Annotated in this window: 15 protein-coding genes; 7 read left to right on the top strand and 8 right to left on the bottom strand. The window is 71.1% G+C overall.

What is annotated here, in order from left to right; all coding sequences use genetic code 11:
• Window positions 1-65: 65 nt before the first annotated feature.
• Both OG734_RS10475 and OG734_RS10470 read right to left on the bottom strand, forming a co-directional pair.
• Window positions 66-680: a hypothetical protein gene (locus OG734_RS10475; RefSeq protein ID WP_330287219.1), complete on the bottom strand. Its 615-nt coding sequence runs from the start codon at window positions 678-680 to the stop codon at window positions 66-68.
• 177 nt (window positions 681-857) lie between these two features.
• Window positions 858-4121 carry a BTAD domain-containing putative transcriptional regulator gene (locus OG734_RS10470; RefSeq protein ID WP_330287218.1) on the bottom strand — a complete coding sequence of 1088 codons (3264 nt, stop codon included), beginning with the start codon at window positions 4119-4121 and terminating at the stop codon, window positions 858-860.
• Window positions 4122-4296: 175 nt separating this feature from the next.
• Between OG734_RS10470 and OG734_RS10465 the strand changes: the two genes are divergently transcribed.
• From OG734_RS10465 to OG734_RS10450, 4 genes are read left to right on the top strand one after another with little or no spacing between them, the layout of a single operon-like run.
• Window positions 4297-4971, top strand: a complete 675-nt coding sequence (locus OG734_RS10465; protein ID WP_330287217.1) for an NADPH-dependent FMN reductase — start codon at window positions 4297-4299, stop codon at window positions 4969-4971.
• On the top strand, window positions 4914-5690 hold the full coding sequence (locus OG734_RS10460; protein ID WP_330287216.1) for a thioesterase II family protein: 777 nt from the start codon (window positions 4914-4916) through the stop codon (window positions 5688-5690). The genes OG734_RS10465 and OG734_RS10460 overlap by 58 nt, the downstream gene beginning before the upstream one ends.
• Before the next feature lie 29 nt (window positions 5691-5719).
• On the top strand, window positions 5720-8107 hold the full coding sequence (locus tag OG734_RS10455; RefSeq protein ID WP_330287215.1) for a BTAD domain-containing putative transcriptional regulator: 2388 nt from the start codon (window positions 5720-5722) through the stop codon (window positions 8105-8107).
• Between the two features lie 60 nt (window positions 8108-8167).
• Window positions 8168-8743 carry a hypothetical protein gene (locus OG734_RS10450; RefSeq protein ID WP_330287214.1) on the top strand — a complete coding sequence of 192 codons (576 nt, stop codon included), beginning with the start codon at window positions 8168-8170 and terminating at the stop codon, window positions 8741-8743.
• On the opposite strand, the gene OG734_RS10445 is transcribed toward OG734_RS10450, so the two are convergent.
• Complete coding sequence (locus OG734_RS10445) at window positions 8696-10909, bottom strand: BTAD domain-containing putative transcriptional regulator (RefSeq protein WP_330287213.1); 2214 nt, start codon at window positions 10907-10909, stop codon at window positions 8696-8698. The genes OG734_RS10450 and OG734_RS10445 overlap by 48 nt on opposite strands.
• A 199-nt stretch (window positions 10910-11108) precedes the next feature.
• The gene (locus tag OG734_RS10440; RefSeq protein ID WP_330287212.1) at window positions 11109-12725 is read right to left on the bottom strand and encodes an aspartate aminotransferase family protein; all 1617 of its coding nucleotides are present in this window, start codon (window positions 12723-12725) and stop codon (window positions 11109-11111) included.
• 189 nt (window positions 12726-12914) lie between these two features.
• On the opposite strand from OG734_RS10440, the gene OG734_RS10435 reads away from it, so the two are divergent.
• Window positions 12915-13460 carry a flavin reductase family protein gene (locus OG734_RS10435; RefSeq protein ID WP_330287211.1) on the top strand — a complete coding sequence of 182 codons (546 nt, stop codon included), beginning with the start codon at window positions 12915-12917 and terminating at the stop codon, window positions 13458-13460.
• Between the two features lie 404 nt (window positions 13461-13864).
• Here the strand turns inward: OG734_RS10435 and OG734_RS10430 are convergent, their stop codons facing one another.
• The 4 genes from OG734_RS10430 to OG734_RS10415 form a co-directional block, all read right to left on the bottom strand.
• Entirely contained in the window at window positions 13865-14302 is a 438-nt protein-coding gene (locus OG734_RS10430; RefSeq protein WP_330287210.1) for a YybH family protein, read from the bottom strand.
• A 47-nt stretch (window positions 14303-14349) separates the two neighbouring features.
• Window positions 14350-15780 (bottom strand): flavin monoamine oxidase family protein, encoded by a 1431-nt coding sequence (locus tag OG734_RS10425; protein WP_330287209.1) that lies wholly within the window; start codon window positions 15778-15780, stop codon window positions 14350-14352.
• Between the two features lie 107 nt (window positions 15781-15887).
• Entirely contained in the window at window positions 15888-16268 is a 381-nt protein-coding gene (locus OG734_RS10420) for a YybH family protein (protein ID WP_330287208.1), read from the bottom strand.
• A 242-nt stretch (window positions 16269-16510) separates the two neighbouring features.
• Window positions 16511-17092: a maleylpyruvate isomerase N-terminal domain-containing protein gene (locus OG734_RS10415; RefSeq protein WP_330287207.1), complete on the bottom strand. Its 582-nt coding sequence runs from the start codon at window positions 17090-17092 to the stop codon at window positions 16511-16513.
• Between the two features lie 262 nt (window positions 17093-17354).
• On the opposite strand from OG734_RS10415, the gene OG734_RS10410 reads away from it, so the two are divergent.
• Window positions 17355-18530 carry an acyl-CoA dehydrogenase family protein gene (locus OG734_RS10410; RefSeq protein WP_330287206.1) on the top strand — a complete coding sequence of 392 codons (1176 nt, stop codon included), beginning with the start codon at window positions 17355-17357 and terminating at the stop codon, window positions 18528-18530.
• A 102-nt stretch (window positions 18531-18632) separates the two neighbouring features.
• Window positions 18633-19520 carry an NAD(P)-dependent oxidoreductase gene (locus OG734_RS10405; protein WP_330287205.1) on the top strand — a complete coding sequence of 296 codons (888 nt, stop codon included), beginning with the start codon at window positions 18633-18635 and terminating at the stop codon, window positions 19518-19520.
• Window positions 19521-19642: the final 122 nt, after the last annotated feature.

Genomic DNA, 19642 nt, shown 5'->3' with positions numbered 1-19642 from the left:
CCGTCAGGAGGATGAGGGCGCGAGCGCGGCAGCCTGCTCGGGGCGGGGGTGGGCGTTCCGCCTGATCAGTAGAGGAAGCGGTGGAGCGGTGCGTCCTCGGTGAGCAACATGGTCAGACGGTGCGCGAGGCGCTGCCACGCGTCTTCCTGTGCGTAGGTCAGCCGTACGTCCTGGCCGTCGGCGGCTTCGAGCGCGCCGGTGAGCGTGTCGGTGTCGGTGTCGGGCGTCAGATCCATGAGCGACAACACGCGTGCCATCGTGCCGACCAGACTTACCGCGGTGCCTTCGCCTGCGGAGTCGAGGGAGTGGAGCGCCACCGCCGTGCCCGTCGGCCGAGTGGAATCGGGGGACCCGACGAGGGCGCCGGACAACTCGCGCAACACGGAGTAGAGCAGGTCTATGTGTGGAGTCGGCAGGTCGACGATTCTCAGGCCCTCGTGCTCCCAGCGGCCGTTCGGCGTCCAGACGCGCGGTCCCCGCTCGACGGCCGCGGCCAGGGAATCGCTGATGCTCCGGAAGGCTGCCAGCGCTTCCACCAGTGCCTCATGTCCCTGCCCGCCGCGCGTCGACTCGGCGACGGGTACGAGCAGGTGCTCGTTCACCCGCTCGCACTGGGCCTCGAAGTCCGGATCCACCACGACGAGGCGAGCCGACACGCCCGGCCTGCTCTGCTTGATCACCGCGTCAACGTTACTCGAACTCCTGCACGCCATACCTGAATTGAGCACTTTGCCCGTCGGTGTGCGCGCTCGCGCCGTCGAGCGATCAGGGTCCGGTGACACCGCGTCGGACGTACTCGCCGCACGGACGAACCGGCCGCGAAGCGCTCTTGGCCTGTGGTTTCCGTGCGCAGCGGCTCACCGTGTGCTCGGGCGCGCCGACTCCACCGTGGCCTGGGTCTCGTGGCCCCTGAGGGTGCCGTGGGCGAACTCCCGGGCGTAGGTGCCCTCATCGATCGTGGCGCGCACGCGGGTGGAGATGCGCTCGACATCACCCTGTTCCGCCGGGGGGTGCGGAGCCCCGGCCCGCTCCCTGGTCGCCGCCGCCGTGCCGAGCAGGCGCGCGGCCCGCTCCGGGTCCCCGGCCAGGGAGTGTGCGCCTGCCAGGCCTTCGAGTGCCAGGGCGACCGAGCGGGGGTCCTTGGTCGTCACGGCAGCCGCAAGGCCGTCCCCGTGGTACGCGAGGGCGCGGCCGGCGTCGCCGCGTTGTTCGGCGATGAAGCCCAGCTCGGCCAGGACCAGCGCGAGTCCCGGCGCGTCGTCGCGCCGACGGTTCCAGGCGAGCCAGGGCCGCAGCCACTCCTCGGCGGCGTCCAGCCGGCCCTGGCGCCGGGCGCTCAGTGCGAGCCCCAGCGCGGCGAACTGCTCGGCGGGCTGGTTGCCCTGCTCGGCCGCGAGGCGCAGGGCACGCGTGTGCAGATCGTCGGCCTCCTCGTAGCGCTGCGTGAGCAGGGCGATCCTGCCGAGGCCGGACAGCTTCGCGGACAGCTCGGGCCACATCTCCAGGGTCTGGGCGATCCGCAGGCTCTCGCGGTGCAGTTGGGCCGCCAGGTCGTAGTCGCCGTTGATCTCGGCAAGCCTGCCGAGCACGTCGGTGGTCTTCAACCTGCCCCAGAGGTCGCCCAGTTCGGCGAAGTGGGCGCGGGCGTCCTCGGCGTTGCCGCGCACCGCCTCCAGATCACCGCGCGCCAGGGCGAAGCCGGCGCGCGTGGTGAGCGCGGCGGCGGTGCCCCACGCGTCGCGCAGCGTACGGAAGGAGACCAGGACGCGCTCGACCCGCTTCTCGCCGTCGGTCAACGCCCCCACCGTCCACTGCGCGTGCGCCAGGAACCACTCGGCCCTGGCCGACTCCACGGTCGACCCGGCCGCGTACTCGCCGAGTGTGTCGAGCTCTCCGTCGTGCCCCGCGTCGCGCTCCGCGTCGTGCTCGCCGAGCAGCAGACGGATGCCCGCATGCCAGAACGTCGCCTCCAGGCGCTCCTCGGGCGCGGCCGGGCCCGGCGTGTCCATGGCCGTAGCCAGCGCCCAGCGGGCCTCGCCGAGCCGACCGCGCACGAACCAGTACCAGGTCAGGGAATTGACCAGGCGCAGCGCGTCCTGGGTGGCTCCGGCCCGGCCCGCCTCGTGCAGAGCGCGCTGCATGTTGGTCGCCTCCAGATCCAGGGACTGGAACCAGCGGGACTGTTCGCGCTCGTGGAGATGCGGCCGGGCCCGCTCGGCGAACCGGACGTAGTGGCGCAGGTGCCGGGTCGCGGTCTGGGCGCTCTCCCCGGACTTGGCGAGCTGGTCACGCGCGTAGACCGCGACGGATTCCAGCAGCCGGTAGCGCGGACCGTTCGGGCCCTCGGTCCGTACGGCGAAGGACCGTTCCACGAGCAGGCTCAGCGCGTCGAGGACATCGGCGCGGGACGTACCACCCCCGGAGCACACGTCCTCGGCGGCCTCCAGGCCGCACCCTTCGCTGAAGGCCGATAATCGCCGCAGCACCGTCTGTTCCCGGTGGTCGAGCAGGCTCCAGCTCCAGTCGAGGGTGGCCTGCAACGTCCGGTGGCGCGAAGGGGCGTCCCGGTAGCCGCTGTTGAGTACCTTGAAGCGGTCGTTGAGACGGTCGTGCAGCTCCCTGATGCCCAGGGATCTGACCCGCGTGGCGGCCAGCTCCAGGGCCAGCGGGATGCCGTCGAGGCGCCGGCACACGTCCGCGACGAGAGGGGCCGTGGTCGTGTCGAGCACGAACGCCGGGTCCGTCGCGGTGGTCCGCTCCACGAAGAGGCGTACGGCGCCCGAGCTCGTCAGCGCGTCGAGTCCCGGCCGGTCGGCCGGGGGCAGCGACAGCGGCGCCACCGGGTACACCGTCTCGTTCCTGGTGCGCAGCGGTTCCTGACTGGTGGTCAGGATGTGCAGGTGCGGGGCCCTGCCCAGCAGCAGGCCGGTCAACTGCGCGACGGCCTCCACGACGTGTTCGCAGTTGTCCAGCACGAGGAGCAGCCGCCGCGCGGCCAGCGCGTCGGCGAGGCGGTCCGCCGGGCCCTTGCGGTCGTCGTCCGAGGCGTTCTCACGGATCCCGAGCGCCGCCATGACCTGCTCGGCCAGCGACTCCGTGCTCGCGAACCGTTCCAGGCCACCGATGTCCGCGAGCTCCACCAGCCAGACACCGTCGGTGAACGCGCCGGTCAGACTCTCGGCCGCGGCCTGTGCGAGCCGGGTCTTGCCGACGCCCCCGGGACCGGTGAGCGTCACCAGCCGGCGCTGCGGGAGCAGCGTCCGGATCGTCCGTACGTCCTGGTCACGGCCCACCAGGGGCGAGGCCGACGACGTCGGTCCCGGCCGCACCGGCACGCCCCCGGCCGACGGAACAGGCGGTTCGGGCCGGGCCAGTTCCGGGTCGTGGCGCAGGATGGAGCGCTGCAGTGCCTCCAGGGACGGGCCGGGGGTGAGCCCCAGTTCCTCGTCGAGCCGGCGCCGCAGATCGGTGAAGCAGTCGAGCGCGTCGGACGAGCGCCCCGCCTGATACAGCGCCCACATCAGGGCGCCCCGCAGCCCCTCGCGCAACGGGTACTTCCCCACCAGCTCGGTCAGCTCACCGACCAGCAGGCTGTGCTCGCCCAACTCCAGCCGCGCCTGAGCGTGTTCCTCCACCGCCGTCAGACGCTCCTCCTCCAGGTTCGCCGCCGTCGGCCGTACGCACGGCTGGTCCGCGAACTCGGCGAAGGCCGGGCCGCGCCACAGCGCCAGCGCCTCGGTGTACAACGCCGCCCGCGCCCGGGGATCCTCGGTGGCTCGGGCCTTGGCGACCAGGGTGCGAAACCGCCCCGCGTCCAGCGCGGCGGCCGGGATGTCCAGGACATAACCGGGCGCCCGGTATGCCACGAACTCGCGGCCGCCCGCCTCCGCGTCCTCCAGGGCGCGCCGCAGCTGGGACACCTTGGCCTGCAGGGACGCCGTGGGCCGGGCCGTGAACGTCGAGCCGCCCCACAGGTCCTCGACGAGCCGGCTCACCGGCACGACCTGCCCGTTGTGGGCGAGCAGATCGGCGAGGAGCATACGGACCTTGACTTCGGGCACCCGCACGACGCGCCCTGCGTCCGTGCGCACCTCCAGCGGCCCAAGCACCCCGAATTCCATGATCTCAGCGTACTTGGCAGCCGTGCGAAGTGATCGGCGACGAACAGGGCTCGGCCACCGGCCCGAAGGCCGACTGCAGTCGGTCCGAAGCCGCCCGAAGCCGATCCGAAGGGGCCTGGGCCAGGCTTCTTTGAGGAATGACCGGTTCGGCGGCGGTGCGGAAGGCGGTTGAGAAGTGGCCGAGAGTGAACGGCTGCGGCTGGCGATCATCATCGGCAGCATCAGAAAGGGCAGGTTCGGCCACGTGGCGGCGGAATGGCTCGCCGCGCGCGCCCGGCTGCGGCACGACTTCGACGTGGACGTCATCGACCTCGCCACGGCCTGGCTGCCCGACGTGATGTCCGCCGACCCGTCGGCGCCCAAGCCGCAGGCCGTCAAGGACCTGGCGCCCTGGCTGGGGGCGGCCGACGCGTTCGTGGTGGTCACCCCCGAGCACAACCAGACCTTCCCGGCATCGCTGAAGAACGCCATCGACTGGTACGACGAGGAGTGGCACGCCAAGCCCGTCGGCTTCCTCTCCTACGGTGGCCCTTCGAGCGGACTGTGTGCCGTGGCCGGTCTGCGTCAGGTCTTCAGCCTGGTCCACGCCGTCCCGGTGTCGGAGACCGTCAGTTTCCACAACCACTGGGAGCGGCTCGCGCCGGACGGCAACCTGGTCGCCTCCGACGAGTGGGAGACCTCGGCCCGGCTGATGTTCGACCGCATCAGCTGGTGGGCCGAGGTGCTGCACCGGGCCCGTACCGAGAACGGCTACCAGCCACCGCAGATGAACAGACAGGAGCGCAGCGCACCATGGACGGCCAGTGGTTCCGACGTTTCGGCGATCCCGAGCCGGGCGCTTTCAGACTGATCTGCTTCCCGCACGCGGGCGGCGCGGCCAGCGCGTACCTGCCGCTGTCCCGGTTGCTCGCGCCACACATCGACGTCTGGGCCGTGCAGTACCCCGGCCGCCAGGACCGCCGACGCGAAACGCCGGTGACCGACATCGGGGAACTCGCCGCGGTCATCGCCGGGAAGCTGGAGTCCGACGACCAGGACCAGCCCTGCGCGTTCTTCGGCCACAGCATGGGGGCGCTGATCGCGTACGAGACCGCCCGCATCCTCCAGGAGCGCGGGGCCCGACCACCCCGCAGGCTCTTCCTGTCGGCCCGCGGCGCGCCGGGACCGAAGCGGAACCCGCACGACGCGCCGCCGGACGACGACGCGATCCTCACCGCCGTACGCCGGCTCGGAGGAACCGGCGCGGCGCTGCTCGACGACCCCGAGCTGGTGGCAATGGTGCTGCCGGCTCTGCGCGCCGACTACACGGCCCTCGCCGGGTACTCCTGGGTGCCCGGGGAGCCGTTGCACACGCCGGTCACCGTGCTGTGCGGTACCGACGACCCGGTCGTGTCCGTGGAGGAGGCGGCCGGCTGGCGGACGCACACCCTCGCCGACACCGAGGTGCGGGTCCTTCCCGGTGGTCACTTCTATCTGGACCAGCGACTCGGCGACGTGGCCGAGGTGATTCTGCGCGGCGTCAGCTCGGCGAACGCCGCTCGGGCGGGCAACGGCGCCTGCCATGACTGAACATGGATGCTCGACGTTCGGGGGTGGGCGTGGAATTCAAGGTTCTCGGGCCGATGGAAGTGGTGAGCGGGGGGCGGAGTCTGCCGCTGGGAGGCGTCAAGCAGAGAGCGGTGCTCGGACTGCTGCTCCTGCGTGCCAACCAGGTGGTCGCCACCAGTCAGCTCCTCGACGCACTGTGGCCCGAGGAGTCGCGGCCCGTCACGGCACGCAAGATGGTGCAGAACGCGGTGTGGGGGCTGCGCGCCCTGCTGGAGACCGGTGACGGGGAGCGGCCCGACGGTTCGATGCCGCCGCAACTGCTCACCCGGGCGCCGGGCTATGTCCTGCGCGTCGATCCCGAGCGGCTCGACGCGACCCGTTTCGAGCGCGCAGTCACCGCGGGCCGGGCGCGCCTCGACGCGGGTGAACCGGCCGAGGCCGCCGTGCTGCTGGGTGAGGCCCTCGCGGAGTGGCGTGGCTCCGCCCTGTCGGATCTGGCCGAAGAGGGCATGGAGTGGGCCGAGCTGACCGCGCTGCGGCAGCTGCGACTGGACGCGATGGAGGACCGCTTCGAGGCCGAGCTGGCGTGCGGCCGGCACCATGCGGTGCTGGGCGAACTCACCTCCCTGGCCGAGGCCGAGCCGCTGCGGGAGCGTCTGTGCGGGCAGTTGATGCTCGCCCTGTACCGCTGCGGTCGGCAGGCGGAGGCGCTGAGCGTGTTCAGCAGGGTGCGTCTGGCGCTGGTGGAGGAGTACGGACTTGAGCCGTCCGCCGGCCTGCAGACCCTGCAGCATCGCATCCTGCGGCACGATCAGACGCTGGCCTCTCCGGCCGGGGGCCGCGCGGAGCCGGGCGGTACGGAGGTGCGGGCGCCTCGGCGGCATACGGTCGCGGAGACGGGCCGCGTGGAGACGCCCGTACGTATCACCGCGGCGCACACCGCGGCACCGGGAACGGGCGTGACGGAAGTCGCCGGGCCGGGCACCGTGTCGGTCCCCGAGTTCGTGCCGGAGTTCGCGCCGGAGTTTGCGCCGGCCGAGGAGGAGCCGCGCACCCCGCGTCCCCTGGGTGTCGCCGAGGCGGGCGCGGTCGCCGAGCGCCGGGACGTGTGCGTGCTCGTCGTGTGCACCGAGTCCGCCGTGGACGCGGCGGCGATGGAGAGCGAGCAGCTGGACGCCTCCCTGCACGACGCGGTCACCGTGCTCACCGAGAGCGTCGAGGCGCGCTCCGGCACGGTCGTCGGATCGATGGGCGGGCTGTGCGCGGCCCTGTTCGGTCTGCGGTCCGAGCGCCCCGAGGCATCCCTGAACGCGGTGCGCGCGGCCTTCGCGGCCCGCGAACGGCTGACGTCCGGGATGGGCATGGTGATGCGTGCCGTGGTGATCTCGGGCAAGGCGATCGTGCGGCACGATCCGCACGACCCCCGGGCCGCCGTCTCCGTGGTGGGCACGCTGCTCGACAGGGCGCACGGGCTGCTCACCGGAGTCCCCGCGGGCGAGCTGTACGTCAGCGAGGAAGTCGCGGGTGACACCGATGCCTGGGTCCGGTACGGCGAGACCACGTACGCCGCGGACGGGGTGGCCGGCATCCGGTCGGCGCAGGCCCTGCGCGCGGGCGCGGCGACGGTGCGCGGCACCGACACCCGCGGGCAACGCCGGCACGAACTCGCGCTGCTGGAAAGCTTTCTGGACTACTCGACCCACCATGACGTGCCCAGCATGCTGACGGTGCTCGGCGACCGAGGGGTCGGCAAGACGCGCCTTCTCGCCCAGTTCGAACGCAGGATCGCAGGCGACTTCGAGGAGGTGCGCGTCGTACGGCCACGTGTGCTGAAGGCAGGCCCGGACGCGGCCGGCCTGGCGGCCGCGCTGCTCGAGGCGTGGGCGCCGCGGGACCGGGCACTGCCCGAAACGCCGGAGCACCGGCTCAGGGCCGTGGTCCGCTCCGCGGTCGACTCCGACGTGGACGCCGTACGGCTGCTGCGTGCCCTGTCGTCGCCGCCGGACTCCGGCCGGTCAGGGCGCTGGGCCGATGTGCTCGCCGCCTGGGGGGAGGTGATCGAGCACGAGGCGCGCCACCGCCCCTTGGTGCTGTGTCTGGACGATCTGCATCTGGCCGACGAGGAGGTGCTCGACTGGGTGGAGGCCCTCGGCCGCGGCACCACCCGGTCCCCGCTGCTCGTCGTGGCCTGCGGTCACTCCGACCTGCTGGGCCGTCGCCCCTTCTGGGGCAGCGGCCGACAACACGCCGGCATGCTGACCCTGCCGCGGCTGTGGGAGCCCGCCCCGATGCCGCGACGCGTGGTGCCGATCCCGGAGTGCCGCCCCAAGCGGCCGGGGGAGCAGCCCTGGGCCGGCCGCTCCCACAGCGGGCACGGCGGGTTCCGGGGCAGGGCGGCCGAGCCGGTTGAGGCACGGCCCGGCCGGTGGGCCGTGTGATGACCGCCGGGGAGAGCCGCGAATGGGCGGCCGGTGTGCCGGGCTTGGTGTGCTGTTCCCATGGAAACCGCATCCGCACATGCCCGTCGTTCCACGCACGGATCGCCCCTGCCGGTGCGTGCCCCCGTCGCCGGTGAGATGGACGCGCCCCTGGCCGTCTTCGTCGGCAGACAGTTCGCCGAGGCCCTGTCCGAGGGGCTGCGGCGGTCCAGGGGCACCGGCCGGGCACGGCCGGATGCCACCGTGCCCGTCGCCCCCTCGGCAGGCTGTCCGACGACGACGGAAGGCGCCCTCCTCGCCGAGCACGCCGGGGAGATCCTGGCCCGTTTCGGCGCCCGGCTTCAAGGCGCGCCGGGCGTAACTGCCCCGGAACGGGGCCGCATCACCGAGTGGGTACGGCAGGTGCTCGGCGTGGTCAGGCCGGCGGGGCCGGTGCGCGTCGGCGCCACGGCCCCGTGGAAGGCCCTCGCGGGGTCCCTGCTCATCGAAACGGCCGTGGACGTCCTGCCGGCCGGATCCCCGGACGTCACGGAGGTCATCGGCGCGCTCGCCCGTGCCGTACGACTCACCGGCACGGGCGAGTCGCTCTCAGACGACCTCGGGCTCCCGGACCGGCGGAAGCAGGGACTCCAGTAGCCGGTTCAGGTCGTCGCCGGGCTCCGGGGTGAGACTGACGGTCACCGTGCGGGGGCGGCCGGTTGCCCAGCCGGGGCGCCGCCGGGGCAACCGGGCGTCCGCGCCGACGACGTTGAGCAGCGGCACGTTCGCATGCGTCTGCGTCAGCTGCTCCACCACGTCCAGCAGCGCGTCGTCGGCGAACTGCAGATCGTCCCAGATCACCACCAGCGGCTGTTCGCGTGCCGCCCGCGCGAGGAAGGCCGTCCACGCGCGGAGCAGATCGCCCGGCACCGCCGGCCCGAACGCCGTCCGCCCCTTCCGGAGCAGCGACGCGAGGGACGCGTACAGGTCCCCTCCGGTGCCCCGGTCGCCGCCGAGCCGGTCGAGCGTGGCCCGCAGCTGCGCCGTCGTGTGGGCTTCGGGGCCGCCCGGCTCGATGCCGCAGTACGCGGCCAGCATCTCCGCGGGCACCGACAGCGCGGAACCCGCCCCCGGCGGCGGGACCGTGCCGGCCAGCACCCGCACCCGTCCGCCGTGGCTCTCCTCGACCCGCCGCTGGAACTCCATGAGCAGCCGTGTCCTGGCCCGGCCGGAGTCGTCGATGAGTGTGATCAGATGCGCGGCCGAGCGCTGTTGCGTGCGCAGCAGCGTGTGCTGCGTGAGCTCCAGCTCACTGACCTGGTCGCCCGCGCCCGCCCAGCCGTGGGACAGCTCCGGGACATCGCCCTTGACCATGTGCAGTTCCCAGGGGGCGACGGCCGAGGCACAGGCACGACGGAACGTGGCCGCCCCCTCACTCTGCCGGCGGGTCTCCTCGCAGGCGTGGATCTCCCCGGCCTGTACATGGGACAGCATCGTCCGGCAGGTGTCGACGAGCCTGCCGCCGACCCATGGGGGCAGCACGTGCTCCGAGGGCAGGCGCGACAGCAGAGCCGCGCCGGAGGCCACGGCCGCGTGCACGGTGAGACCGCGCACGGCGGCCTGCGGCGGAGCGAGGGTGCCGGTGGGGACGCTGAGGCTGTCGCGGACGGCCGCAGCGGTGCGGACCGCATGCTCGGCGCCCTCGGCCGGGTCGGTCCCGGCGAACACGGCGAGGACCGTCGAGCCGAGCACGGCCGTGACCCGGCCGCCGTGCAGTTCGGCCTTCTCCCGGGCTACCTGCGTCAGGGCGTCGAGCACCCGGTCCCGGTCCTCGACCAGCACCCGGCCGAGTTCCTCGCCGAGGCGGAAGCGGAACATGACCACGCTGGCGGTGCGGGACTCGTGCGGGCCGGTGGGGCAGGGGTCCTCGGCGGCGGGGGAGTCGGCGGGCACGGCCGCGGACTCCGCGGGCGGGGCTGCGGGCGTGACGGTCACCGCGTCCCGGCCGCCCATCGCGTCCCGGCCGCCCATCGCGTCCCGGCCGCCCACCGCCCGCGGCGCCTCCAGCGACGGATCGTGGGTGAGGATCGCCTGCTGCAACCGGTGCAGTTCGCGTCCCGGCTCCAGCCCGAGCCCCTCCACGAGGGCGGCGCGCACCCGGCCGAACACCGCCAGCGCCTCGGCCTGCCGCCCGCACCGGTACAGGGCCACCATGAGCTGCCCGGACGCGCGTTCCCGCAGCGGTTCGGACGCCACGAGGTTCTCCAGGTCGCGCAGGATCAGCTGGTGCCGGCCACAGGCCAGGGCGGCCTCGAACAGATCCTCCATGACATTGAGCCGCCTGTTCTGCACGGCCGTCAGCTCCGGCCAGCAGATCCCCTCCTCCACCAGGTCGGCGAGCACCGGCCCGCGCCACAACGACAGCGCCTCACCGAGGGACTTGTGCGCGGACTCCACCTGTCCCGCCGTCAGGGCCGCCCTGCCGGCCGCCACCCGCTGCCGGTAGTCGAGCAGGTCGACGCGCTGCGGCGGTACGCGCAGCAGATAGCCGGGCGGGCGGGTCAGCAGCTCAGCGGTGTGCTCGGACCGCGGAGGCCGAGCCAGCACACCGCGCAGCTTCCAGACGGCGTTCTGCAGGATCTTGCGCGCGGTCATCGGCGCCGCGTCGTCGGCCCACAGGGCCGACAGCAACTGGCTGGTGGACACCACCTGGTTCGCGTGCAGCAGGAGATACGCCAACACCGCGCGCTGCCTGCGCCCGCCCAGGTCCACCACGCCCCCCTCGTTCTCGACTTCCAGTGGCCCCAGTAATCGGAACTGCATGAGATCCCCGTTTCCGCTCGCTCCGGCGTGCTGCGTTGCCGGGACCGGTGTTCCGCGTGACGGCGGCGCTGCCGGCGCGTTCCGTTTCCCGTACTGCTCCCGGTCGCACATGCCTGGCCTGGTCCTGGCCCGCACGTGTCCGAACTGCCCTGGGTCCGTCCGCCGGTGGGGGGAGGCGACGTACTCACCCAGGGGTAGGTCAGCGGCCCGCGGCGGTGAGCTCGTCGCCGGCCTGTTTCCTCAACAGTGTGCACACATCGCGAAGTCCGTCGTACAGCTGATCGAGTTCGGCATCCGTGACCTGGATCGACGGCTCGAACCGCAGCGTCCCGACCGCGCTGGCCGTCGGGAAGGTCCGTACCCGGTGCCGGCGCAGCAGATGGCCCGCCAGGAAGTAGCCGAACAGACCGCTGCCCGCGATCTCGCGCAGTTCGGGCGACGACGCGTCGGACTGGTCACGGAATTCCAGGCCCTGCATCAGCCCACGACCACGCACGTCCAGCACCACGTCCGGGAATTCCGCCCGCACCGCGTCGAGTTTGGCGCGCAGTGCCACACCGCGCTCCTCGGCCTGCCGGTACGCTGCTCCGCCGTCCCTTTCCAGAAGGTCCAGGACCCGTAGCGCGATGTGGCAGGAGAAGCTGTCCTTCGCGAAGGTCGAGCTGTGCACGACCTCGAAATCCCGGCGATAGCGCTTCTCGCGCACCAGCATCACGGACGCCTTCGCGATGCCTCCGCCGAGCGTCTTGGCGAGGGTGTAGTAGTCACCGCGCAGACCGATCCGGGAACTGGCGAGCAGCGTGCCCGTCCTGCCCATTCCGCTCTGGATCTCGTCGACGACGACCGGGCAGTCGATGGCGGCGCAGAACTCCTGGATTTCCCGGGCGAATTCGGGGGACAGGACACGAATTCCCCCCTCGCCCTGGATGGGTTCGACCAGGAAGGCGCAGAACACGGGGAACTCGTGTTCCGTCACCGTGATCCTTCCGCGCTCCGTGCTCAGACCGAGCAGTACCCGGCGCTCCTGTGCCCGTACGGCGCGCAGCGCCTCGGGCCGGTCCTGCGGAACGAACCGTGCCTGGGCCGCGAGGGACTTGAAGGGCAGCCGGTAGCTCTCGTTGTGGGTCAGCTGCACGCTGCCGGCCAGCTTGCCGTGGAAGCCGCCCTCAAGCGCGAGGAACAGCGGTGGTGCCGCGGCGGTCTCGCTGTTGCGGCGCTTGATCTCCGTCTCGAGGAGGCGGAAGGCATCGTTGTCGTCGGCCGCGAGCGCGACCCCGAGACGGGCGGCCGTCTCGCCGTGGACGGTGGCGGCTCCCGTCGAGACGGCGGTGCGCGCCGCGTCGAGTTCGGCTCCGACGGTGTCGAGCAGCGCGGAGATCCGCATGCCCCGGTCCAGTTCCGCGTGCTTGACGGCGGCTTCCACCGATTCCGCGCCACTGTTGCCGAAGATGGCGTAATAAGGCTCGTCGTCGGAGAGTTCACGCGCGATGATGCGGTTCAGTTCGGCGGCGAGTCGGTTTGCGTACGGGTGGCGCGAGAACTGGGCGTGGATCGGGGTCTGTTCGGCGAGCAGGTCCCGGGCGTATGCGTTGATTTCCGGGTGGTTGTGGCCGAGCAGCACCGAACCGTATCCGCCGGCGAAGTCCACGACCGGGATCTCGGTGCCGTCGTCGCCGCGCATGTACAGGGTGTTCGCCTCTGCCCGTACGTATTCGACGGCCAGTCCGGCCATGTCGAGTATCTGGCGCAGATAGGGCTCGGCGAGTTCGGGTTCGGCGAGTTCGGGTTCCGCGGCCGCGGTGGAGTTCTCATTCATGTCCTCAGGGTCCGGCGCCAAGGTCAACGTCCGGTCACTGGAAGGTCATTGGTCACCTCCCGGCACAGGTGTCACGGCGGTTACCCGGGCGTGGGAGAACCGCGAGACGCCACGGTTACGTTGATTGAGCCGGCTGCCCTTCCGCGCGGACGGCACTGACGTGTCCCGTGTGACCCATCGGAGAGTGGCATGAATTCCGCGTCCGTCGAACTCGATCACGCTGCCATGCGTACCGGTCACGGTCCGGTACGGCCAGACCGGCTTCGCGAGGTGATGTCCCGCTTCGCCACGGGCGTCACGGTCCTCACAGTGGGTGGAGAGCACCTCCACGCCATGACGGCGAACGCCTTCAGCTCGGTTTCCCTCGACCCGCCGGCCGTCCTGTGCGGCATCGGCCACAGCGCGGTCATGCACGACTCGCTGACCGATGCAGGGCACTTCGCCGTGAACATCCTCGGCGCTCACCAGGAGGCACTCGCCCGGCACTTCGCCGACAAGAGCCGCGTCCTGGGTGCCGCGCAGTTCGAGCAGGTGGACTGGCGGGCCGGCGAGCACACGGGGGCCCCGCTGCTCGACGACTCGGTGGCGTGGCTGGAGTGCGAGCTGACCGAGGCGCACTCGTTCGGCGACCACACCATCTTCATCGGTACGGTGCTGGCGGCGGGGCAGGGTGCGGCGGGCGAAGAGCTGCTGTTCGTCAACGGCCGCTTCGGGAAACCGGCCACCGCGTCCTGACCGGCGGGCGCGAAAGGGCGGCACCACCGTGCAGACCGGTGGTGCCGCCCTTTCGCGTGTTCCGGCCTGCCGCCGCCGGAGGGAACCCGCCGTCAGGGGAAGCACGTACGCGGCTCCATGCCGAGAGCAGGACGCGCCCCTGGGCGAGGAACAGCTCGTACGCGCCGCGCGCGATGCCGACGCCCGAGAGCACGTAGGCGAGCAGCCCGTGGTGCGTCCGGTGACTCCCGCGTCGGCGCGGTCACCGGTCGCGCTGACCATGGCCGCCGAATCAGCTCGATCGTGTGATCGTCCGCTTGCGGCGCACCAGGTGCGAGGTCCAGCCCGCCATGGGCCCGGGGGCATGCGGGGGTTTCCGGCACGGCGGAGCCCCCCTGGGGCACCAGGGGGACTCCGGTTGGGATCTAGTCGGCGACGAGACCGCTGGATGCCACCGGGCGGTCGATGGCCATCAGCCAGCGGCCGTCCTCGGTGCGGCGGAGCACGTCGGTGCAGTTGCCCTCAAGACGGACCGGCTCGCCGTCGGGGCCCGTGGTGTCGATGGCGTACTCGACACCGATCAGCGCCACGTCCCCGGCCACGTACGAGTGGGTGACGGTCGCCTTGAGGGTCGGCTTGGCAGCCAGGAACTCCTTGAAGAACGTCAGCCGGGCCTCGCCCGTCAGGGGCTCGCCGGAGAAGTTCGATATCGAGTCGTCGAGGTAAAGGCTGTTGAACAGTGCGCCGTCACCCGAGTTGAACACCTGGATGAAGATCTCGTTCTGGGTGTCGGTGTCGGCGGTGAGGTCGGGGCGTGCCGGGTCGAAGTCAACGGTGAAGGACGTGGCTGACGTGGTTGACATGGCTTTGTGCTTCCCTTCTGGAAGGTGGGTGGGTGACGCGTCGGTGGTCATTCCTCGCCCGCTGCCTGCCGGGCGGCACGCATACCGGACTCGATGGCGCCGTCGATGTAGCCGCTCCAGCCGTTGGCTATGTCACCGCTGGCGAAGGAGAGCCGCCCACTGGTGTAGGTGACATCGGGGTAGAGCTTGGTGAGCTGACCCGGCTTGCGGAACGCCCAGCCGCCACGCGCGAAGGGGTCGCGGCCCCAGTCGTGCACCTTGACCCCGATGACGTCCAGGTTCACGCCGAGTTTCTGTACGGCGCTCTTGACCTGGGAGGTGCTGGTGGGGTCGAAGGCGGGATCGGTGCTGAAGGCGATGTACAGCATGCCGTCGGCCGTCTCCTTGAACGGCAGCAGCATGGGGATCGGTGATCCCCCCTCGGCGCCCTGGCCGTAGACCCGGCCCGCCCCCTTGCGGGCGTGGATCCACAGCTTGACGGCGTTCTTGACGGCGACGCCCTGGTCCGAGGCGGTGGTGAGCACCGCGGGCAGGGCCGGGGCGAACTTGACCGTGTTCAGGGCGTTGACCGGCATCGCGACGACGACCGCCGAAGCGTTGTACTGCGTACCGGACTTGGTGGTGACGTACACCAGTGAGCCCGTGTCGGTGACGGAGGCGACGGGTGAACTGAGCTTGACGGTCGGTTTGGCCTCGTTGATCATCGCGTCGAGCAGCGCCTTGGTGCCCTTGGCGATGCGCCAGCGCATGGTGTCGTTCCAGCCCTGGTTGGAGTGGCCGGACAGCGCCCACCACTGCGCGAACATCGTGAACGCGCCCATCGCGCTGGTGCCGCCGGAGTAGACCGCCGTCTGCCCGTTGATGAGGAGCTCGTCCGCGGGCGTGAGGGAGAGCTGGTTCAGGCGGTCACGCAGCGACAGCTTGTCCAGGCTCGCCAGCAGATCGTTCCGGAGCAGCGGCTGGAGGGGCTTCTCGAAGTACGTCTGCGAGCCTTCGAACATGCGGTCGAAGATGGTGCCGATGCGGCCGAAGCCGTCCTCCGGCGTGAACTGCTTCGGGCCGCTGGGCGTCGGCAGCCAGGTGGTCGAGATCGGGTCGTCCTCCTCCAACGCCAGGGAGTAGCGCTTGAGTTCGGGGCCCAGGTAGGGCTGGGTCGGCTCGACCCAGGTGCCGCCGCGCTCGATCAGCTGCCCGCCGTAGGTGTCCGTCCAGGTGCGGCCGCCGATGCGGTCGCGGGCCTCCAGGACGAGCACCCGCTTGCCGCGGGCGCGCAGTTCACGGGCCGCGGTGACGCCGGCGAAGCCCGCGCCGATGACGATGACGTCCCAGTCCGCCGCGGCCGCCGGTGCCGCCGCGGTGCCGCGGGAGGCGGCCGAGGCGGCCGGGGCGAGGACGGGTACCGTCGCGGCCGCCGCGCCGGCCGCCTTGAGGAGGGTGCGGCGCGACGGCCGCTGCTGGCTGGTGGGTCCGGTGTACATGGTGCTGTGTGTCCCCCGTGTACTCGATGCCGGTCCGCCACGCGGACCTGACATGTCATTCATGATCGGATGTGCCTTCGGGTCCGGGTGTTGCTGCGTCGCGCCGGTCAGCTCTCCTGGCCGAACGGGTCGTCGATCGCGTAGCGCCACACCCCGTCCTCGCCCAGGGCCAGCACGTCCACGCCGACGCCCACCAGGTGCTCGGGGGCGCCGTCGGCGCCGACGGTGTCGATCGTCCAGTCGACGATCATCAGCGCGGTGTCCCCGGTGACGAATATCTGGCGGGGCTTGGCGGTCATATGCGGCTTGGCCGCCAGGAACTCACGCTGGTATTTCCGGCGCTCGTCACCGGTGAGCGGCTTGCCCGGTTCCCATACGGCGATGGCGTCGGCGGTGTAGAAACCGTCGACCGTCTCGAAGTCGCCTGTGTTGACGGCCTCGACGTAGCGTGCGGTGTGGTTTTCCAGTTCCGCGACGATCTGTGACATGGCGGGAATCGACCTGCCTTCTTGGCGAGGAACGTTCCGGTGAAAGGAACGTTCAGGACGGGTGCTTGTGCATTCCGTGGCCGACACTATTCGGGCAGGTTCAACGCCTCATCCATGCTGCGGTAATGCCGCGGTCTCCGGCCCGGGAAACGACAACGCCGGGCAAAAAGAAGAGTGCCGCCGGGCGACTCGCTCGAAGTCACCCGACGGCACGCCGGAGCGGTGTGGTGCGCGGCGGCCGGTTACCGGACCCGGCCGTCCCAGCGCCAGCCGGTACGGCGCGGCAGTCCCGGCAGTGCGATGCGTCCCGCGCACCACAGCAGGGTCTGGGCGGGGTCGTGGCCGGCCGGCGCGTCGGGGAAGAGACGCTCGACCACGGGCGCCGCGAGCTCGTCCGAGGGCGTGTACTCCACATCGAGCGCCTGCGCGATGTCCCGGCCGTGCACTACGAGTTCGAGCACGCCCATGGCGGCGAAACCGGCCGCGTCGGAGTGACCGTAGGGATGCCAGGCGCGGGCCTCGGGCGGGGTGTCACGGACGGTGCCAGCGAGCAGCGTGCCGGCGATACGGATGCCTTCGAGGGCGGCGGGGGCGGAGGCGTGCGAGTCGATCGAGGAGAACAGGGTGATGTAACGGTCGGTGGGGCGTGCGATGAGCAGGCCCGCGTAACCCACGACACCGAGGGCGATGTGGGAAAGGGTTTCGCGACAGTTCCAGTCCAGGTCACCGGCATTTCCGTGCCAGCCCTGGTCCGCTCCCTTTTCGAGTGCCGTGGTCGTGTCCTCGGCCGCCGTACGTACGAGTTCGGGCCATGAAAGAGTCATGCGGGAAATATTCCCACACATGACGTCGCGCGCACCGTCCGCACATTTTCCGGTCTCCGGTCGGTAAGTGCCCGGTAAGTGCTCGGTAATTGTGTGGTCCAGTCCGGCGACTCCATGGAAATGTGGGGGTGATGACCAGGCAATGGGCGGTCTCTTACTGCTTTTTCCAGCGCCTTCAGTAAGGTTTCGAACTGCCTGGAGGGCGTTGGTTTCTCGCGCCTCTCGACCGGCAGTAGGAATCGCACCTATCGAGGAGCCGGAAATGGCCACGAACGACGACCTGACAGCCGTACTGGAAGCCGTGCGCAGCATCGCCGGGACCCTTCGCGAGAACGGACGCGCCGCGGAGGACCGTGGCTGGCTGCTGGACGAGAGCATCGAACTCCTGGAGAAGGCCGGGGTGTTCCGCATGGCGGTGCCCCGCCGGTTCGGTGGCCTCGACCTGCCGCTGGCCGACCAGGCGAAGGTCATCACCGAGATCGGCCGCGCCTGCCCGGCCGCCGCGTGGGTGACCATGGTGTGGGTAACGAGCACCTGGACGGCCACGCTCTACCCCGACCGGACGCAGGAGGAGATCTTCGCCGCCGGTTCCGTCCGAATCTCCAGCGCGTTCGCGCCGACGGGTACCGCGACCCCCACCGACGGCGGGTACCGCCTCAACGGCACCTGGAAGTTCAACACCGGCTGCAAGGGCGCCGACTGGGACTTCACCGCCGCGATGGTCCAGAACCCGGACGGCACCCTGGGCGAGATCATGGCCGTCGTCCCCATGGACCAGCTCAAGATCGTCGACGACTGGGACGTCTCCGCCGGCTCCGCCACCGGCAGCGCCACCGCGGTCGCCGAGGACGTCTTCGTGCCGGCGCACCACACGGTGTCCTTCGAGGAGGTCATGGTCAGCGCGACCGGTGACCGCTCCAACACCGGTGCCACCGGCCGCAACTACGGCCTGCTCAGCTTCGTCATGGCGGAGGTCGCCGCCGTGTTCATCGGCGGCGCGCGCGGTGCGTACGAGTTGTTCCTCGACCGCCTGCCCGGTCGCGGCATCACGTACACCGACTGGACCGACCAGAAGCTGCACCCGCTCACCCAGATCCAGGTGGCCACCGCCGCCAACAAGATCGACGCCGCCGAGGCACTGTCGACGCGCTGGCTCACGGTGCTGCAGGAGCGCGCCGACGCGGGCGAGCAGCCCACCGACGAGGAGAAGGCGATCGTGCGCGGCCAGACCGCGTTCGCCGCCCAACTCGCCAAGGAGGCCGTGCAGATCCTCTTCAACGCCAGCGGCGGCTCCGTCATCAAGCGTGATGTCCACATACAGCGCTTCCACCGCGACATCCAGGGCTTCTCGCTGCACGCGCTCGCACAGATCGACGTGAACCTCGAAGTCCAGGGCCGGGTCCTGCTCGGCATGGAGCCCGGCACCTACTTCCTCTGAGCCGACCGCACCCCCGGGGGCTCTCCCCGGACTGTTTTCCCACCGGTGCGCCCCGCGCGCCGGTCTGTTCAGCACACCGCTTCGTACTGGAGGAAATGATTCATGGGTGACAACCACACCTCGGTGTCGGTGATCGGCCTGGGCCTGATGGGGCAGGCACTGGCCGCCGCCTTCCTGAAGGCGGGCCACGCCACCACCGTGTGGAACCGCTCGGCGGACAAGGCCGACGGGGTCGTCGCGGACGGCGCGGTCCTCGCCGCCGCGCCCGTCGACGCCGTGGCCGCGAGCGACCTCGTGGTCGTGTGCGTGTCGACGTACGACGTGATGCACGACGTGATCGGCTCGCTGGGTGACGCGCTGCGCGGCAAGACCGTGGTCAACCTGACCTCGGGCTCCTCCGAACAGGCCCGTCAGGCCGCCGAGTGGGCCGAGAAGAACGGCGCGCGGTACCTCGACGGCGCCATCATGATCACCCCGCCCGGTATCGGCACCGAGACCGCCGTCCTCTTCTACGCCGGCGACAAGGCCGTCTTCGACGCCCACGAGCCCGTGCTGAAGCTGCTCGGCGCCGGCACCACCTACCTCGGCACCGACCACGGCAAGCCCGCCCTGTTCGACGTGTCGCTGCTCGGCCTGATGTGGGGCGCCCTCAACAGCTTCCTGCACGGTGTCGCCATCGTGGAGACCGGCGGCGTCAAGGCGCAGGAGTTCCTGCCCTGGGCGCACATGTGGCTCGACGCCATCAAGATGTTCACGGCCGACTACGCCGCGCAGATCGACGCGGGCGACGAAAAGTTCCCGGCCAACGACGCCACCCTGGAGACGCACCTGGGCGCGCTCAAGCACCTCGTCGAGGAGAGCGAGGCGCTCGGCGTCGACGCCGAACTGCCCAAGTACTCCGAGGCGCTGATGGAGGGCATCATCGCGCAGGGCCACGCCAAGAACAGCTACGCCAGCGTCGTCAAGGCATACCGCCGCCCGGCCCGCTAGGGCCTGCGTCTCCGACATGATCCGCCGGACAGGCCCTAACCAGGTCCGAGTCACCCCCTGACGAAGGGGCCGGTTTCGAACCCCCGTCGGAACCGGCCCCTTCTCCATGCCCGGAAACAGGC

Origin of the sequence: Streptomyces sp. NBC_00576 (assembly GCF_036345175.1) — a bacterium.
GTDB lineage: Bacteria > Actinomycetota > Actinomycetes > Streptomycetales > Streptomycetaceae > Streptomyces.
This window is presented reverse-complemented; position numbering and strand designations above follow the sequence as displayed.

Bases quoted from the DNA above. Each gene is read 5' to 3' on its own strand.
- OG734_RS10410 (WP_330287206.1), top strand. From the start codon at position 17,355: ATGGCCACGAACGACGACCTGACAGCCGTACTGGAAGCCGTGCGCAGC.
- OG734_RS10440 (WP_330287212.1), bottom strand. From the start codon at position 12,725: ATGAATGAGAACTCCACCGCGGCCGCGGAACCCGAACTCGCCGAACCC.
- OG734_RS10420 (WP_330287208.1), bottom strand. From the start codon at position 16,268: ATGTCACAGATCGTCGCGGAACTGGAAAACCACACCGCACGCTACGTC.
- OG734_RS10460 (WP_330287216.1), top strand. From the start codon at position 4,914: ATGGACGGCCAGTGGTTCCGACGTTTCGGCGATCCCGAGCCGGGCGCT.
- OG734_RS10405 (WP_330287205.1), top strand. From the start codon at position 18,633: ATGGGTGACAACCACACCTCGGTGTCGGTGATCGGCCTGGGCCTGATG.
- OG734_RS10470 (WP_330287218.1), bottom strand. From the start codon at position 4,121: ATGGAATTCGGGGTGCTTGGGCCGCTGGAGGTGCGCACGGACGCAGGG.
- OG734_RS10415 (WP_330287207.1), bottom strand. From the start codon at position 17,092: ATGACTCTTTCATGGCCCGAACTCGTACGTACGGCGGCCGAGGACACG.
- OG734_RS10435 (WP_330287211.1), top strand. From the start codon at position 12,915: ATGAATTCCGCGTCCGTCGAACTCGATCACGCTGCCATGCGTACCGGT.
- OG734_RS10450 (WP_330287214.1), top strand. From the start codon at position 8,168: ATGGAAACCGCATCCGCACATGCCCGTCGTTCCACGCACGGATCGCCC.
- OG734_RS10445 (WP_330287213.1), bottom strand. From the start codon at position 10,909: ATGCAGTTCCGATTACTGGGGCCACTGGAAGTCGAGAACGAGGGGGGC.
- OG734_RS10425 (WP_330287209.1), bottom strand. From the start codon at position 15,780: ATGTACACCGGACCCACCAGCCAGCAGCGGCCGTCGCGCCGCACCCTC.
- OG734_RS10430 (WP_330287210.1), bottom strand. From the start codon at position 14,302: ATGTCAACCACGTCAGCCACGTCCTTCACCGTTGACTTCGACCCGGCA.